Source organism: uncultured Pseudacidovorax sp., from assembly GCF_913773995.1.
Lineage (GTDB): Bacteria > Pseudomonadota > Gammaproteobacteria > Burkholderiales > Burkholderiaceae_C > Xenophilus.
The window spans coordinates 1-14,426 of the sequence record NZ_CAJYES010000218.1; the positions used below are offsets into that span (position 1 = coordinate 1).

13 protein-coding genes and 1 pseudogene are annotated in these 14,426 nt (G+C 63.5%); 2 read left to right on the plus strand and 12 right to left on the minus strand.

Features of this window, described 5'->3' with window-relative positions:
* Nucleotides 1-91: 91 nt before the first annotated feature.
* From QZ772_RS20135 to QZ772_RS20165, 7 genes and pseudogenes are all read right to left on the minus strand, one after another.
* A pseudogene (locus tag QZ772_RS20135) lies at nucleotides 92-1,111 on the minus strand (lambda-exonuclease family protein).
* Nucleotides 1,112-1,309: 198 nt separating this feature from the next.
* The gene (locus QZ772_RS20140) at nucleotides 1,310-2,275 is read right to left on the minus strand and encodes a DUF932 domain-containing protein (RefSeq protein WP_058642811.1); all 966 of its coding nucleotides are present in this window, start codon (nucleotides 2,273-2,275) and stop codon (nucleotides 1,310-1,312) included.
* 77 nt (nucleotides 2,276-2,352) lie between these two features.
* Entirely contained in the window at nucleotides 2,353-2,763 is a 411-nt protein-coding gene (locus tag QZ772_RS20145) for a hypothetical protein (RefSeq protein WP_295529998.1), read from the minus strand.
* Between the two features lie 220 nt (nucleotides 2,764-2,983).
* Nucleotides 2,984-4,408 (minus strand): DUF3987 domain-containing protein, encoded by a 1,425-nt coding sequence (locus QZ772_RS20150; RefSeq protein WP_295530001.1) that lies wholly within the window; start codon nucleotides 4,406-4,408, stop codon nucleotides 2,984-2,986.
* A complete protein-coding gene (locus QZ772_RS20155; protein ID WP_295530004.1) occupies nucleotides 4,401-4,613 on the minus strand; it encodes a DNA-binding protein in 213 nt (70 codons plus the stop codon). Before QZ772_RS20155 ends, QZ772_RS20150 begins: the two co-directional genes overlap by 8 nt.
* 97 nt (nucleotides 4,614-4,710) lie before the next feature.
* A complete protein-coding gene (locus QZ772_RS20160; RefSeq protein ID WP_295530006.1) occupies nucleotides 4,711-5,838 on the minus strand; it encodes a hypothetical protein in 1,128 nt (375 codons plus the stop codon).
* A 13-nt stretch (nucleotides 5,839-5,851) separates the two neighbouring features.
* Nucleotides 5,852-7,180: an integrase family protein gene (locus tag QZ772_RS20165; protein ID WP_295530009.1), complete on the minus strand. Its 1,329-nt coding sequence runs from the start codon at nucleotides 7,178-7,180 to the stop codon at nucleotides 5,852-5,854.
* A gap of 403 nt (nucleotides 7,181-7,583) precedes the next feature.
* On the opposite strand from QZ772_RS20165, the gene QZ772_RS20170 reads away from it, so the two are divergent.
* A complete protein-coding gene (locus QZ772_RS20170) occupies nucleotides 7,584-8,480 on the plus strand; it encodes an IclR family transcriptional regulator (protein ID WP_295530012.1) in 897 nt (298 codons plus the stop codon).
* Nucleotides 8,481-8,546: 66 nt separating this feature from the next.
* Here the strand turns inward: QZ772_RS20170 and QZ772_RS20175 are convergent, their stop codons facing one another.
* From QZ772_RS20175 to gstA (QZ772_RS20195), 5 genes are read right to left on the minus strand one after another with little or no spacing between them, the layout of a single operon-like run.
* Nucleotides 8,547-9,545 (minus strand): tripartite tricarboxylate transporter substrate binding protein, encoded by a 999-nt coding sequence (locus tag QZ772_RS20175; protein ID WP_295530017.1) that lies wholly within the window; start codon nucleotides 9,543-9,545, stop codon nucleotides 8,547-8,549.
* A 25-nt stretch (nucleotides 9,546-9,570) separates the two neighbouring features.
* Nucleotides 9,571-10,557, minus strand: a complete 987-nt coding sequence (locus QZ772_RS20180) for a tripartite tricarboxylate transporter substrate binding protein (RefSeq protein ID WP_295530020.1) — start codon at nucleotides 10,555-10,557, stop codon at nucleotides 9,571-9,573.
* A 36-nt stretch (nucleotides 10,558-10,593) separates the two neighbouring features.
* Nucleotides 10,594-11,568 carry a tripartite tricarboxylate transporter substrate binding protein gene (locus tag QZ772_RS20185; RefSeq protein ID WP_295530023.1) on the minus strand — a complete coding sequence of 325 codons (975 nt, stop codon included), beginning with the start codon at nucleotides 11,566-11,568 and terminating at the stop codon, nucleotides 10,594-10,596.
* A gap of 31 nt (nucleotides 11,569-11,599) precedes the next feature.
* Complete coding sequence (gene gstA / locus QZ772_RS20190) at nucleotides 11,600-12,256, minus strand: glutathione transferase GstA (RefSeq protein WP_295530027.1); 657 nt, start codon at nucleotides 12,254-12,256, stop codon at nucleotides 11,600-11,602.
* A 29-nt stretch (nucleotides 12,257-12,285) separates the two neighbouring features.
* Nucleotides 12,286-12,912 carry a glutathione transferase GstA gene (gene gstA / locus QZ772_RS20195; protein WP_295530030.1) on the minus strand — a complete coding sequence of 209 codons (627 nt, stop codon included), beginning with the start codon at nucleotides 12,910-12,912 and terminating at the stop codon, nucleotides 12,286-12,288.
* 505 nt (nucleotides 12,913-13,417) lie between these two features.
* Between gstA (QZ772_RS20195) and QZ772_RS20200 the strand changes: the two genes are divergently transcribed.
* Nucleotides 13,418-14,404, plus strand: a complete 987-nt coding sequence (locus QZ772_RS20200) for a tripartite tricarboxylate transporter substrate binding protein (RefSeq protein WP_295530033.1) — start codon at nucleotides 13,418-13,420, stop codon at nucleotides 14,402-14,404.
* Nucleotides 14,405-14,426: the final 22 nt, after the last annotated feature.

The window sequence follows — 14,426 nt, forward strand, 5'->3', positions numbered from 1 at the left end:
AGCGCTAGGCCGTAGCCCAGCACCATGCCGATCCCCAGCACGAGCGCATAAGCCGCCAGGAACTCCAGCGGGCTCGCACCGACGGTGGTGTTCATGGCAACTCCTTGACAGTGAAGCGGCGGGTGCCGGCCTTCGGGACGCCGTAGGTCGTCAGCAGCTCCGGGTGGTCGGCCAGTAGCCGATCCACGTCCAGGGCCGTGCCGTCCTTGCTGCGTTTCCACCTGACTTCGCCGCCGTCGAAGCGGGCCACAGTGGCTTCGCCCATGCGCTGCTGAATCCGCTGGCGCAGGATTTCCTGCTGCTGTTCGGCTTCGGCGATGGTCTGCCGCAGCGCCAGGAGGTCGGCGAACACGCCGCCATACTCGAGGTCATCCGCCAGGTCCAGCACCGTGCCGCTGTCGCGAGGCCACAGAGCCTTCAGCGCCAGGGCTGCAGACTCCGACCCGTCCGCCGGCGGCGCCATGTCCATCTCCACGTGCCGCCAAAACCGTGACTCCAACTGGATCAGCTTCGCGATGAGTTAGTCATCGCGCTCGATCCGGTGGATGCGCAGTTCCTGCCCGCAGATCAGCACCGCCACGTCCCCCGCCTGCTTGCCGGTGACGGCCAGTTGGTGCATGACCTGCAGCTGGATGTACTCGGGCACGCCGTCCTCCCAGAGGCGAGCCCCGTGGTACCCGGCCGTCTTGCACTCCAGGATCTGGACATCCGGCGCACCCAGAACCTCGCGGTCCAGGTTCGCCAGCATCCAGGGATTCTTGGGGTGCTGCAGCACGGCATTGATCCGGCGCACCTTGTGCCCGGTGCGCCGGGTGTAGTGCGCCGCCACGATGGGTTCCAGCAGCGTGCCCCAGTACATGGGGCTGGTCTCGTCGTTGGGATCGACCTTCGGCAGCTCGGCGTCGCGGCCGGTCTTGTCGAGCCAGAGCTCCAGCGGCGAGGTATACGGGCTCAGGCCGATGGCGGCCGCGGCATCGGAGCCGCCGATGCCCTGCTTGCGCAAGTCGAGCCATTGGGCGCGGTCGAGCTTGCGGAAATCCTGCGGCTTCACCAGGCGCAAGGCCGGGCGGGCACGAGCCGAGGGCTCGCCCGCCCGATGGGCTTCTGCCATGGGGTTCTCCTTGGGTTGAAAGAAAGGTTCAGAAAGAAGGAAGGCAAGCCGGCGCATCCCCTCGCCGCGCACCGACGCCCAGAAGCACAAAGCCCCGGTCCCTTGTGGGGAGCCGGGGCTTTGTGCCGCCAGGGTGCCGTGGTGGCGGTGATCCGGGTCGTCGCCGGAAGGTCGGAGGGGATGAGGACTGCGGCATGCTCAGGCCACCAGTTGCAGGGCAGCGTCGAGGGCGCGCTGCTTGATGCCGGCGCCCTGGCCAAACCAGGCGCTGTCCAGGCGGTACTCCTGGCTGCGGGCCCGGCGTTCGTGGTCGACGTATTCCGTCACCGCGCACAGCAGGCCCCAGGCCGTGCCTTTGGCGGCCTGGAGTTCGGCGCCGCGGCCCTTGCCTTCGTAGAGCTCCTGCACCTTCTTAAGGGCGCGCTCGTTGGTCAGGGCCTGCGGCTCGGCATGGCCGTCCGCCTGGCACATGACCTTCAGGAAGTAATTGAGCGACTCGTGCGTCTTGACCTTGCGCTCGGACAGCGTCTTCATGCGGTACATGAAGGCATCCCAGCTGGAGACGGCGATGCCGAGTTGCTTCTTGACGGCCTGCGCGTCGAAGCTGGTGCTGTGGGGCACCTTGACGGCATTGACCGCGCCCTGCAGGGCGATGGACAGCGTGTTGTTGCAGACGACCCGGATGGTGGTGGGCGTGGCGGTGGTCGCCAGCGTGCCGTCGCAGGACGTGGCCAGCAGGATGTAGCCCTTGACGGTGTCGTTGCCCTTGAGGGCCGACTCCTTGCCGGTGCGTGCCAGCGCCCAGAACTTGCGGCCGGCCTTGAGCACGCCGGCGGTCTCCAGCTCGAAGCCGGAGACTTCGGTCAGGTCGCGGTAGAACTCCAGGACTTCGCGTGGCTGCACGACCTGGTACCGGCCACCGACGACGGACAGGGGTGCCTTGGTGTCGCTGCGGTAAAGGACCTTCTGGTCATCGAAGGTCATGATGGAGCCGAGGGCGCCGGCCTGCTCGGCCATGTAGCGCACGGGCGTCTCGCAGATGGTCCAGTCCATGCCGGCCTGCTCGGCCCAGACTTCGATGGGCTGCTTGGGCGGGAGCTGGTTGCCGAGTTCGTGCCAGGGGGTTTGGCCGACGTAGGCCATTTGTTGGAGGAGGTGTGCCATGGTGGGTGAAGATGAAGTCGTGAGGGAAGGACGAGGGTTAATGAGGATGCGGGCGGCGGAAGCCTCCATCGCCGAGATCACGCCCGGCGGTGCGAGAAGGCGTGGCCGCAGCTGAGGCAGCGGCAGTTACTCAAGATGGAGCCATCAATGGCTTCGCCGAGGGCTGCGCCGACCGCGCAGCCAGCGATGCCGCCGCTCAGGCCGCCCAAAATGGCGCCGGCGACGGCGCCGAGCGGCGGCATGCACGGCACGGCTTGGGCACCGAGGCCCATGCCAAGGTGCGCGCCGGCGACGCCGCCCGACAGCGCGGCGGACATGCCGCCGGCTGCACCGGCCAAGGTGCCGATGGTGGCGCCGGTCTTCTTGCCGAGTTCGCGAGTGCATAGGCGCGCGGAACCGCAGGATGGGCAGACGGGCGCCGACGCGGTGTCGTTTGCGGCACGCTCGAACAGGGGCTCGTCGTCGTAGAGGTTTGAGGTGGATGGCATAGGCAGGGTCGTTGAAGAGGAGGCCTTACTGCGTCGAGCAGCCGGCCAGACGGCAAAAAGCCCCAGCTCGCTTTGGAGCGAGGCTGGGGCTACGTGAAAGCTGGGCGATTACTGGCGCCTGCTCATCAAAGAGATATGGGGTTGAAAAAATCTGAGATATGCATCTGAATGGCTTGAATACCGGGTCGCCTGAGCAAATATCGATGTTCGAGCAAGGCAATCATCCATAGACGTTCGGGTTGACCCAGATGAACTTTGCCTTTCCCGTTTTTGCGATTGTGATCTGCCCACGCTGCTGCAAAATCATGAGTGCTCGATCTCGCACTTCCCCGCTTCTCAGGCGATTGGGAGCGAACTGCAACCATCTCGCAAAGGGGAATGGATGGTCGCCACTGGATCTGCAGCGAATCAAGAACTGCAATGCCTCCTTGGCTTCTTCTTCCATCATTTGACCGAGCGCGCCTGATCCATAGCGGCGTTTGGCCTGGACAAAGAAAAAGCTCATCAAGTCTGCGGCACTTGCAAAATGATCGGCTCCAATTGCGCCCCGGTTTTCGTCGAAAAGCGAGATCAGTGCAGCCAATCGAGCAGCTTGTTCGCCGGCCTTGCCGAGGAAACCGGCAATGTCGCTTCCGACCGCACCAGGCTGCCGCCCTTTTTCTAGGTATCGCGTATACTGCTCATATTGTTGCGCTGACTGCTCAGTGAACTTGACGCATTGCCATTCACGCGCCTCGAAGTTGCTCAGCAGCAGTTCCTTGCAACGATCGTTAAACCAACGGATAGCCTCCTTTTCTACCTCTAACGGCGCCCGATAGGATCGCTCTCCGGAAAAATTTGGGCAGTTTGCAAAAAGTACCCTGGACCTGAAGCCGCTTTGTTCAAGCTGCTGTCCGTGCGCCCTTTCGAAGTCGTCGAATGTCGATGGCTGAGTGAGTACGACTAGGCTGAGAGACGCACGAGCCATGGGAATGCTCGACCGATGGCTGCCGAGTAGGCGGCGCTTTCCCTCGCCTGAGAAATAAGCGTTGAAATCGCCTAAATTTTCAATCATGTCACGATTGAATATTTCGCCTCCCTCGCAACTGACCAAGGCGGTCGAGCCAGGACCTTGGCTAAGCCCCAGGCTCAGCCCCGCGGCAGTCGCTGCCGCTGACATGATCGTCCAATGCCCGCGAAGTATTGGCTGAGCCTCAATGAGCTCCTCTAGGGCTAAAGGATCAGCTTCGTGGATTTTCAGCTTGCGCTGATGCGCTTTTCTTTCAATTTCATAGCGCAGCTTGTCTCTACGAAACCGGTCGTCTTCCAAAAGCTGAACCTCATTGATTCCTTGTTGAATCAAACTCAAAGTACTGCTTTTGCGTTCGCTCGTAGCGGCCGTCGCAACGAGATAGAGCGACGTCGGCGTTTGCCGGCCGAACGGCAATTCGACATTTCGAAGCGGAGATCCGGCTACGCTCATCATGCCGAGCACGTTCATCAGAGCCAGAGAAGCCCCAACTTGCTGAACGTCCGCCAAATGAATGATTGTCTCGCGGAGTCGCCGCGGTAGCCGGATAAAGTTGGGCGAATCCAACCCCACCCCCGGTGGCGCGAGGATGGGCAGCGAAACATCCACGCCAGAATTAGGGCGCCAGTCAGTCACCGACCGGCTCCAACAAGAGCTTGGCGGCACCCACCGGCCAACGTAGGCGACCGTTCGGCAGCTTGCGGGGTCGGATACCGAAGTAAGTGCCAGTTTGGTTGTAGCGCTTGCGTACCGAAGCCGGCTTGATCCCGATTTCCCGGGCGAAGGCTTCGGTGGACTGCAACTGCTCGTCCGCTACTACTGCTTTCTTCATCATGATCATGCCTTGCAGTTTGTGGGCTAGGCAAGATGCTACCGCCAGGAAATTCTAGAAAAGCAATAAGAGACGAAATCGCGAATTTCTAGATCTTCACTAGTTTTCAAGATATCTTTTTTTCGATTTCCTCACTTTTCGAAGCTTTCTCCAACTTTTCCAATGCATGCGACAAACACCAGAAGCGGTTGTAAATGATTCTATAAATCACTTTATCTTTATTCATTAAATTCGTTCCGCCTTTTTCAAGAAATATATAGTCTTGATTCTTTTTTCCTCCGAATATTCTATTTGTGTATCCTTCTGAAACCATTTTATCCAACCTTCTAATGACGGCACCAGCAAATTCCTTTTCAGAAGCCTCAGGAAAGCGGATGAGATAATCCGCGGCAAGTTGGGAAAGAAACCCAGCCGTCAAACTCTGATTTCGATGAGATCGGGCGCACGTGTTAGCGGAGCTCCAGAGCGCTAAGCGCTTCTGAAGTAGATCTGCGGCATCTTCGTGATTTCCGGATCCTGCAAGCAATTGCTGAACGGACTGACTGTCTGCGAGGGCAGGTCCCTCGGGTTTCGGGAGCTTGTCGGCCCTCGCTCCGGCGTCCTGCTCAGGTTGGTCGGATTGCAATTGGTCAGCCTCGATTTTTCCCGAGTCGGATTCAATTGCTGTGATCAAGGCGCGGCTTGTTTCCCGGCTCTCAATCGGCCTGTCCGCAAGCTGTTGGAACACATTAGGTAATCGTCGCTTCAAGTCCTTTAGTTGATCAAAATTTAATGGGTGTTGTGCGAATCGATTAATGAGTCTCGTAGCTGAGTGAGTGGAGGCATGAAGTTGTGTGCACCTATGCACATCTTTTAGACGGCCAAAGTAGAACAATTGCTCCAATTTGACGTTGTGCTTCACATCAATCGCATCTTCAATTTTTTTTGGCCAAAGTTCAACCAAGCGCAAGAGAAAAATTACCTCTTGCTTCAGCGATGTTGTCGATAGATATTTATCTTCAACATCGGAGAAATCGCTATCATTGAAATGGTCGAGATATTCGCCGCTCGCAATCGCTGTCTTTGCGAATCGACTCGCACAGTCGGCATTCTGATAAAGCTCTGTTAATTCCGGATACGAAATAAGCTTAAAAGGGGGCGTGCAGACACCTCGATTTTGCGCCTCGTAAGCCATACCTCGAAAAACAGTTTGCAACAGACTCACTCCCTCAATCTCGAGTTCCGGATTTTTCATTTCGCTGCGTCGTTTATGGATTGATCGTGGATATTCCAGCCTGCACCATCAGCCAGCTTTCGAATTCTGAGTGGAATTTTCTCAGAAAATCAACTGACCTCCGTCGATAGTGCTTTTCGGCGATTGCGCTCGGCTTGTGTCCTTGAATCTGTGCGATAACGCCCGCAGGAATGTTGCACCATTCGGCGAGAGTGCCGAATGACCGCCTTAATCCGTGAATAGATACGTGCGGCAAGCCAGCTGCATTCAGGGCCTTCACGTGGGCGCTTCTCGGCTCTTGAATGCGCCCACTTCTTGATGACGTGCTTGAAAATACCCAGGAATCCATTTCATGAGCTTCGACGAAATCCACGGCATTGTCAGTTGACTGAATTCGCTTTTTGCATAACAGTTCCAGCAAAAGTGTCTCAAAGTGCGGCGTAAGGGGAATAATGCGACCTTCATCGCCTTCTACTTTGTCGCGGAGTCGTATAGTTTTCCAGCGAAGATCGACGTCGCGCCAACGAAGTTGGGCGAGTTCCTCACGTCGAGCGCCAGTGATTAATAGACCTTGAAGGTAGATTGCTGCGACACGATTTTCGAGTTCATTAACTGCTTCAAACCAAGCGCGCAATTGCTCACGTTGAAGGACGTCGCCGTGTTTCGCCTTTGACCGAGGTACGGCATCTCTTACATTGCGCGCACTGTAGGATTTAGGAGGAATTAAGCCGCTGTATTGCGCACTCTCGTCGGCCCATCGTATAAATGCACGCAGCAGACGGTAAGCCAGAGCAGCCACAGTCGGTCGTTGTTCCGCTTGGCGCTGCATCCAAACTTTGACAGAGTCTGAGGTTAGGTCGGAGAGTCGCACGTCCATCAATGCTCCGATAGGTCCCGCCTGCGTCAGGCCGCTGCCCCTAAGCTTGGCTTGTTGGCCGCGCTGCGCGAGTTTGACGTGATCTGCGAGATGCCGCTCGCTCCAATAGGGTTTGCGCTCTCTCATGTAGGCGTCCCACGCATCTGCAACGATCGCCTTCTCCCGTATGGCTGTTTGGCGCGCCAGTCTAGATGCTTCGACCTGCGCTGCCCGCTCCTCGCGTGGATCAATGCCCTGATCGACCATCACCTTCAACCTTGAGGCTTCCGTGCGCGCGCGGTGCAGATCCCACGTATCGGTACTCCCGATCGTGCTGCGAATGGTCTGCCCGTGAAGCCGCGCTTCGAAGATGTAGGAGCGGCTGCCTGCAGCCGTGACTCGGACCGCGAGGCCCGGCGTCTTTGCGTCCCACAAAAATGCTTGACTTTTGCCTTCGGGACACCTGAAGCCGTCAACGCGGGACACAGTGAGAGTCTGCTTGCTCATATCAAAGCCTCCAGCGCACCAAGTTGTAGGTGCTATGTAGGCAGTATGTAGGCATTCCAGGGGGAGATCAATCAGCGCGGATCAGCGTAGATGACATGATCATGAGCATCTAAGCGTCTGATAAAAAACGACTTTGGTGCGGGGATGCACGCCAATCCCCGCCGATCTATTTTCCGTTTCCGCGGATTGAAAATCCGCGTGTCGGTGGTTCGATTCCGCCCCAGGCCACCATACAAATCAGAGGGTCAGCTGCTTCGGTAGCTGACCCTTTGTGCTTTCTGCTTGAGAGGGGCTCAAGACCGAGTGGGGGGAGGGCTCATGCTTGCTTTTGCCCGGTTGCCTGGTCGGGGCCCCGGTCCCGATACCATCTTGCGCGCAGACGAATTCAAGGAAAGTCGAGTCGATGGCGCAAAAAGGCCGGCGCAAGGCGTTGCAGGAAGAAGTTGGGCCGGCAGCGAGCCCGGCCGATCAAGATGATGGCGACGATGGCCCAAGAAGCACCGCGTCGGCCGATGCCCTGGACGGGACCGCGGCGCAGTCGTCATCGCGCGCGGCCAGCGAATCCAGCCTGTCCCGCCTGCTCGGCACCCTGGGGCTGTTCTCCACCGACTCCCCCTCGCTCACCGTAGAGGAGATCGCCACGCGTCTGGGCGTGCCCAAGAGCACGGCCTACCGCTACATCCAGGAGCTGTCGAAGGTGGGCCTGCTCGTGCGGCTCGACCGCAGCATCACGCTGGGGCCACGGATCATCGAGCTGGACCGATGCATCCGCGAGTCCGATCCCGTGATCCGCGCCGCCGCGCCGCCCATGCGCGAGCTGGCCGAGCAGACGGGGCTGGACGTCTTCCTGTCCAAGCTCTATGGCCACTCCATCATCACGGTGCACACCGAATTCAACGACCCGCTGCCGCATCTGCGCTACGGCCGTGGCCGGCCGGTGCCCGTGCCACGCGGCGCCAGCGCCAAGGCGCTGGTGGCTTTCCTGCCAGCGGCGCGGCTGCGCCGGCTGCACCAGGAGCTGGCGAGCGAGTCGCCGGACACGCCGCCTTGGGAGGCCTTCTACGAAGAGGCGCAGCGCATCCGCCGCGAGGGCTTCTGCCGCACCTCGGGCGAGCTCAATGCGGGCAAGACGGGGGTGTCGGCGCCCATCTTCGGACGCGGGCGGCTGGTGGTGGCCAGCGTCACGGCGCTCGGCAGCGACGCGCGGCTGGCGCTCTTCGACGCCGAAGCCATCGCAGAACTGGTTCGTCGCACCGCCCACATGATCAGCGTGCGGCTGTCGGCGGACGGCCACCTGTAGGCCCACGCGGGCCGCCGCATGGCGCGCCAGGAGCGTCGGCTTGCCGCAGGGCCGACCGGGCTCGCCTCAGAAGACGATGTTCGCCTTCTTGACGATGGGCGCCGCTGCAGCCAGCGAGCGGCGCCAGGTCTCCAGCGCCTGCGCGGGCGTGCTCACCACCGGCTCCAGCCCCAGGGCCACCATGCGGGCCTGAACCTCGATATCGGCGGCGATGGCCTGCAGTGCCGTGGCGAGCGTGGTCACGACCGGCGCAGGCGTTGCAGCCGGCGCGAAGACCGCGAACCAGCCGGCGTTGCCCATATCGCGCACGCCCAGCTCCTCGAAGGTGGGCACGGCGGGCAGGGAGCGCACGCGCCGCAGGCCGGTCACTGCGAGCGGCCGTACGGACCCGGCTGTGACCATGGCCTCGACCGCGGCCACGGTCAGGAAGACCGCATCCACCTGGCCGCCCATCAGGTCGGTGATGGCCGGCGAGGAGCCTTTGTAGGGCACGTGGAGCAGCTCGATCCCGGTCGACTCAGCCAGCACCTCGCCCATGACATGGGCCGACGAGCCGGCGCCGAAGCTGCCGTAGCTGAGCTTGTTCGCCTTTGCCCGCTGCAGGAAGCCGGGCAGGTCCTTGGCCGGGCTGTCGGCCCGCACCGCGAGCACCAGCGGGGCGTTGGCCATCACGCTGACGATGGTGAAGGCCTCCTGCATGGTCTTGCCCGGCACCACGGCTTGTTTGGACGCCAGCGCGGCGATCACATGGGTGGAGTTGCTGCCGAACATCAGCGTGTGGCCGTCGGCCGGTGCCTGGGCCACGGCGCGCGCCGCGATCAGGCCGTTGGCGCCCGGCCGGTTGTCGATGACGACCGTGCCGCCCAGTGCGGCCTGCAGCTTCTGGCCGATGAGCCGGGCCACGGTGTCGGTGCCGCCGCCCGCGGCGAAGGGCACCACCAGGTTGATCGGCCGATCGGCCAGGGTGGCGGCGCGTGCCAGGCCGATGCTGGTTGCGGCGAGGGTGGCAAGGAGCGCCAGGGCCTGGCGGCGCTGCGGGATGAAGGGTGTGGGAGATGAAGGCATGGGAGGGGGCGGTAAGGGGGGGGCGTCAGTCGACGCGGATCTGCCGCGCCTTGACGATGCGCGCATAGGTGGCGCGGCCTTCGGCGATGCGGGTGGCCATCTGCTCGGGCGTGCTGTAGGCGGTGGTGAAGCCCAGATTGCCGAAGGCCTTGGCCACGGGCTCCGAGGCCAGGGCGGTGCGCATGGCCTCGTTGAGGCGGGCCACGATGTCCGGCGACGTGCCGGCGGGCGCCAGCAGACCGAAGAAGCCCTGGATGGTCATCTCGGGCAGGCCGGCCTCGGCGGCGGTGGGAATGTCGGGGAAAGCCGGGTCGCGCCGCTCGCCGGTCATGAACAGCGGAACCAGCTGACCGGCGCGCAGCGCGCCGATCAGCGGTGAGGTCACTTCGTCCATCAACTGGGCCTCACCACGGATCACGGCGTCCTTGGCCATCACGGCGCCCTTGTAGGGCACGTGGACCACGGGCGCGCCGGTGGCGGCCAGGAAGATCTCGCCCAGCAGGTGGTTGCTGGAGCCCATGCCCGCCGACGCGAAGTTGAGCTGGCCCGGCTGGCGCTTGGCCAGCGCGACGAATTCCTGCACCGTGCGCGCGCCCAGCGTGGGGTTGGTGACGAAGACGAAGGACTGGGTCGCGCCCAGGCTCACGGGCACCAGCGTTGCCACATGGCCCTGGTCGGGATACAGCACGGGCGCGGCCGTCAGGCTGCTGCCGCTGCCCCACAGCAGGGTGTAGCCGTCGGGCCGCGCGAGCGCCGCGGCCTTGGTGCCGATGCGCCCGCCCGCACCCGTGCGGTTCTCGACCACGACCGGCTGCTTGAGCTCCACCGCCAGTGCCTGTGCCACGGCGCGGGCCGAGATGTCGGTGGAGCCGCCCGGCTCGAAGGAAACGATGAGCGTGATGGGGCGCGAGGGCCAGGCATCGGCCCCTGCGGCCGTGCCGACGAAGAGGCTGGCGGCTGCCAGTGCGAGGAGCAAGCCGGCGCGGCGGCGGGTGGCATCGAGAAGGGGCATGGCGGGTTCCGGTCGGCGTGGCAATCGGTGCAGGTCTCAGTCCAGCGACACGTTGGCCTCGCGGGCCACGCGGCGCCATTTCTCCAGCTCGGCCTGCAGCTTGGTGCGGAATTGCGCGCCGTCGGCCGCCGTGACGACCACGCCGCGGGCACCGAGCCTGGCCTCCATGTCGGGCGTGCGGATCACCTTGTCCAGCGCCGTGCCCAGCGTCTTGACGATGGCGGGCGGTGTGCCCGCGGGGGCGAACACGCCCATCCAGCCCTCGGCGACCAGGCCGTCATAGCCCAGCTCCTGCAGCGTGGGCACATCGGGCAGGCTGGGCAGGCGCCTGGGCGAGGGCGTGGCCAGGGCGCGCAGCTTGCCGGCCTTGATCTGCGGCAGCACGATGGCGGTGGTGTCGAAGGTGAAGTCCACGTCGCCGGCCAGCAGCGAGGACATTGCCTGCTGGCTGCCCTGGAAAGGCACGTGCGTGGCGCGCGTGCCGGTGGCGTTCAGGAACAGCTCGCCGATGAGGTGGTTGGTCGAGCCCATGCCGAAGGACGAGTAATTGAGCTTGCCGGGCTGCGCCTTGGCTCTGGCGATCAGCTCCTGCACGTTCTGCACCGGCGAGCCCGCAGGCACGGCCAGCACGAAGGTCACGATGCCCACCTCGGTGACCGGCACGAAGTCCTTGAGCAGGTCGTAGGGTGCGGTCTTGCGCGTGACCGGGTTGATCAGCAGCTCGGCGCCGGTACCGAAGAACAGCGTCTGGCCGTCGGGCTTGGCGCGGGCCACCGACTGCGCGCCGATGGTGCCGCCGGCGCCGGCGCGGTTGTCGATGACGATGGACTGGCCCAGCTCGGGCGCCAGCTTCTCGGCAATGAGCCGGGCCGCGCCATCGGTGCCGCCGCCAGGCGGAAAGGCCACCACCAGGTGCACGGGTGCGGAAGGGTAGGCGGTCGGCTGGGCGCAAGCCAGTGCCGGCGCCAGGGCTGCGAGGCCGGTGATCAGAAGACGTCGCGACAACGGCATGGTCGGTCCTTGCGGGGAGTGGGAAAGGCGGTCAGTGCGCCAGCGCGGCGGCGGTTGCGGCGGCCCGTTCGCGCTCGCGCACGCCCTGCGCAGCGGCCGCTGCCTCGGCGGCACGCACGCTGGGGCGGGCGCCACAGCGCGCCAGGTAGGCCTCCAGATGGGGCCAGCCCTGCGTATCGATGGCATGGGCGCGGGTCCACATCGCGATCGTGTAGCAGTGCGCGTCGGCGATGGTGAAGTGCTCGCCGGTCAGGAAGGGGCGGCCGGCCAGCTGCTCGTCCACCCACTGCAGCTTGGCCTCCACGATGCGCCGTGCAATGGCCTTGTATTCGGGCGGCGTGATCGCCTTGAACAGCGGCATGAAGCCGCCCTTGTGCAGGTCGGCGGCGATGAAGCTCATCCACTCCAGCACGCGGTAGCGCGGCAGGCCCGAGGCGGGCAGCAGCGTGTTGCCCGGGCACCCGTCGGCCAGGTACTGCATCACGATGCAGCCCTCGCTCAGGTGCTGGCCGTCGGGCATCTCCAGCGTCGGCACGGTGCCCTTGGAGTTGACGCTGAAGTAGTCGCGGCCGTCCTCCAGCCGCTTGGTCTTCATATCCACCCATTCGAGGGTGAGGGGCAGCTGCAGTTCGCGCGCGACGATGTCGACCGCAAGCGAGCAGCCGCGGACTTCGTGGTAGAGCTTCATGGGGGTTCTCCGGAAACGGCGGACGGGGTTCAGGCTGCGGCGCGGCGGGCGATCTCGACGCGCTCGGCGGCGCGCGCCGCCTGCACGCTGGGCCGCGCATCGATGCGCTGGACGTAGGCATGCAGGTGCGGCCAGGCCGACAGGGGAATGGCCTGCAGCTCGGCCCACGTGACGATGGCGTAGGCATGGGCGTCCGCGGCGGTGAAGCGGCCGCCGTGCAGGTACTCGCGCGTGGCGAGCACCTCGTCCAGCCAGGCCAGGCGGCGCTGCACGTTCTCGGTGGAGATGCGTCGGTACTCGGGCGGCGTGTTCGCGCGGAACAGGGGCGTGAAGCTCTTGTGCAGCTCCGAGCCGAGGAAGTTCATCCACTCCAGCACCCGGTAGCGATCCATGTCGAGGGTGCGGGGCAGCAGCGCGTCGGTACCGTGCCGGTCGCAAAGGTACTGAATGATCACCGCGGCCTCGGTCAGCGTCTGGCCGTCGTCCGTCGCCAGGGCGGGCACCTGGCCCTTGGGGTTGATCCGGTGCAGGTCGCTGCCGTCGGCCAGTTGCTTGGCGCGCACGTCCACCCAGGCCAGATCGAGTTCGACGCCGATTTCGCGCGCCACCACGTCCACGGCCAGTGCGCAGGTGTGGGGGGTGAGATAGAGCCTCATCGCGCCGCACTCCGTTGGCGGTCGCCATGAAGTGGGGTGGTGCACGCATGCACCAGCTTGTTGCATAGGGTCGAAGGCATGGTCATTGGATTACTGCTATGCGATAAATATGCCATCGACGACAGGCGTGCCGTGCTGGTGTAACTACTCAATGCCAGCCATCCAATGAACGCCGTCCGTGCCCACTCTTTGGAAGATCGACGTTCTCCATGTCCGAGCTCCCTGCCAGATCAGTTATCGCATTGCGGGAATACAGAAAGGACACGGCGGCGCGCTCGCATGGAACGGTAGTTGCTTGCTGTGATCGCGTATGGATGAAATCGTGCATTCATTGTAAACACCTACCTCAAATAATAATGCTGCATTCCATCTAAACGAGAAAACAGCATATGATTTGGTTGTAGACGAGGTGTCCGATGCCGCCGCCGTCCATTGCCGCCCAGGCGCGTCTACCCCGGCGCCCGGTGCCGGCCCCGTCTTCGCAGGGGTGCCAAGGAATCGTGCAATGAGAAGGAAATTCGTTCTTCAGGCCTGCGGTGCCATCGCACTGGCGGCCGCGTCGTGGGGGATGCCGCTGCAGGCATCGGCCCAGGGCAACTGGCCTTCGCGGCCCATCCGCATCGTGGTGCCCTACCCGCCGGGCACCGGGCCCGACGTCATGGCCCGGCTGGTCGCCGACGGCCTGGGCAAGGAGCTCAAGGCCTCCATCGTGGTGGAGAACAAGGCCGGGGCCAACGGCATCATCGGCACGTCGGAAGTGGTCAAGGCGCCGGCCGATGGCTACACCTATCTGCTGGTCGACCGGTTGACCCTGACGGTCAACCCTCTGCTCTACCAGCCGCCCTACGACCCGAAGAAGGACCTGGTGTCCGTCAGCAACATCGCCGACGTGAACCTCTATCTGGTCACCAGCGCCCAGCTGCCGGCCAACGACTTCAAGTCCTTCATCGCCTACGCCAAGGCAAACCCGGGCAAGGTCAGCTTCGGCACCGGCGGCGTGGGCAGCGTGATGCACCTGAACATGGAGCTGCTGCAGTCCGGCACCGGCGTGCAGTTCCTGCATGTGCCCTACAAGGCGCTGGCCGAGGTGATCCCGGCGATGCTGGGCGGGCAGGTCGAGGCCACCTCCGGCGGCGTCGAGGCCATGCTGCCCTATGTGCAGAAGGGCAGCTTCAAGCTGCTGGCGGTGGGCGCGCCCACGCGCCAGACCATCGTGCCCAACGTGCCGACCATCATGGAGGCGGGGGGCTCGGACATGCTGCTGTCCACCTCGTATTCCTTCCACGCGAAGAGCGGCGTGCCGCCCGAGATCCTGGCGCGCATGAACGAGGCGCTGACCAAGGTGCTCTCGCAGCCCGAGCTCAAGCGCTGGGCCGCCGAGCGCGGGCTGGGTGCCGGCGCTTCCTCGCCCGCCGAGCTGGACGCGCGCATCGCCGTCGACAACGACCGCATCGGCCGCCTGGTGCGCGAACGCGGCATCAAGGTGCAGTAAGCACCGCTTCCCACTCACACAA

Excerpts from the sequence above, each read along its gene's own strand:
- QZ772_RS20170 (WP_295530012.1), top strand. The coding sequence starts at position 7,584 with ATGGCGCAAAAAGGCCGGCGCAAGGCGTTGCAGGAAGAAGTTGGGCCG.
- QZ772_RS20165 (WP_295530009.1), bottom strand. The coding sequence starts at position 7,180 with ATGAGCAAGCAGACTCTCACTGTGTCCCGCGTTGACGGCTTCAGGTGT.
- QZ772_RS20140 (WP_058642811.1), bottom strand. The coding sequence starts at position 2,275 with ATGGCACACCTCCTCCAACAAATGGCCTACGTCGGCCAAACCCCCTGG.
- gstA (WP_295530030.1), bottom strand. The coding sequence starts at position 12,912 with ATGAGGCTCTATCTCACCCCCCACACCTGCGCACTGGCCGTGGACGTG.
- QZ772_RS20160 (WP_295530006.1), bottom strand. The coding sequence starts at position 5,838 with ATGAAAAATCCGGAACTCGAGATTGAGGGAGTGAGTCTGTTGCAAACT.
- QZ772_RS20185 (WP_295530023.1), bottom strand. The coding sequence starts at position 11,568 with ATGCCGTTGTCGCGACGTCTTCTGATCACCGGCCTCGCAGCCCTGGCG.
- gstA (WP_295530027.1), bottom strand. The coding sequence starts at position 12,256 with ATGAAGCTCTACCACGAAGTCCGCGGCTGCTCGCTTGCGGTCGACATC.
- QZ772_RS20200 (WP_295530033.1), top strand. The coding sequence starts at position 13,418 with ATGAGAAGGAAATTCGTTCTTCAGGCCTGCGGTGCCATCGCACTGGCG.
- QZ772_RS20145 (WP_295529998.1), bottom strand. The coding sequence starts at position 2,763 with ATGCCATCCACCTCAAACCTCTACGACGACGAGCCCCTGTTCGAGCGT.
- QZ772_RS20175 (WP_295530017.1), bottom strand. The coding sequence starts at position 9,545 with ATGCCTTCATCTCCCACACCCTTCATCCCGCAGCGCCGCCAGGCCCTG.
- QZ772_RS20180 (WP_295530020.1), bottom strand. The coding sequence starts at position 10,557 with ATGCCCCTTCTCGATGCCACCCGCCGCCGCGCCGGCTTGCTCCTCGCA.
- QZ772_RS20155 (WP_295530004.1), bottom strand. The coding sequence starts at position 4,613 with ATGATCATGATGAAGAAAGCAGTAGTAGCGGACGAGCAGTTGCAGTCC.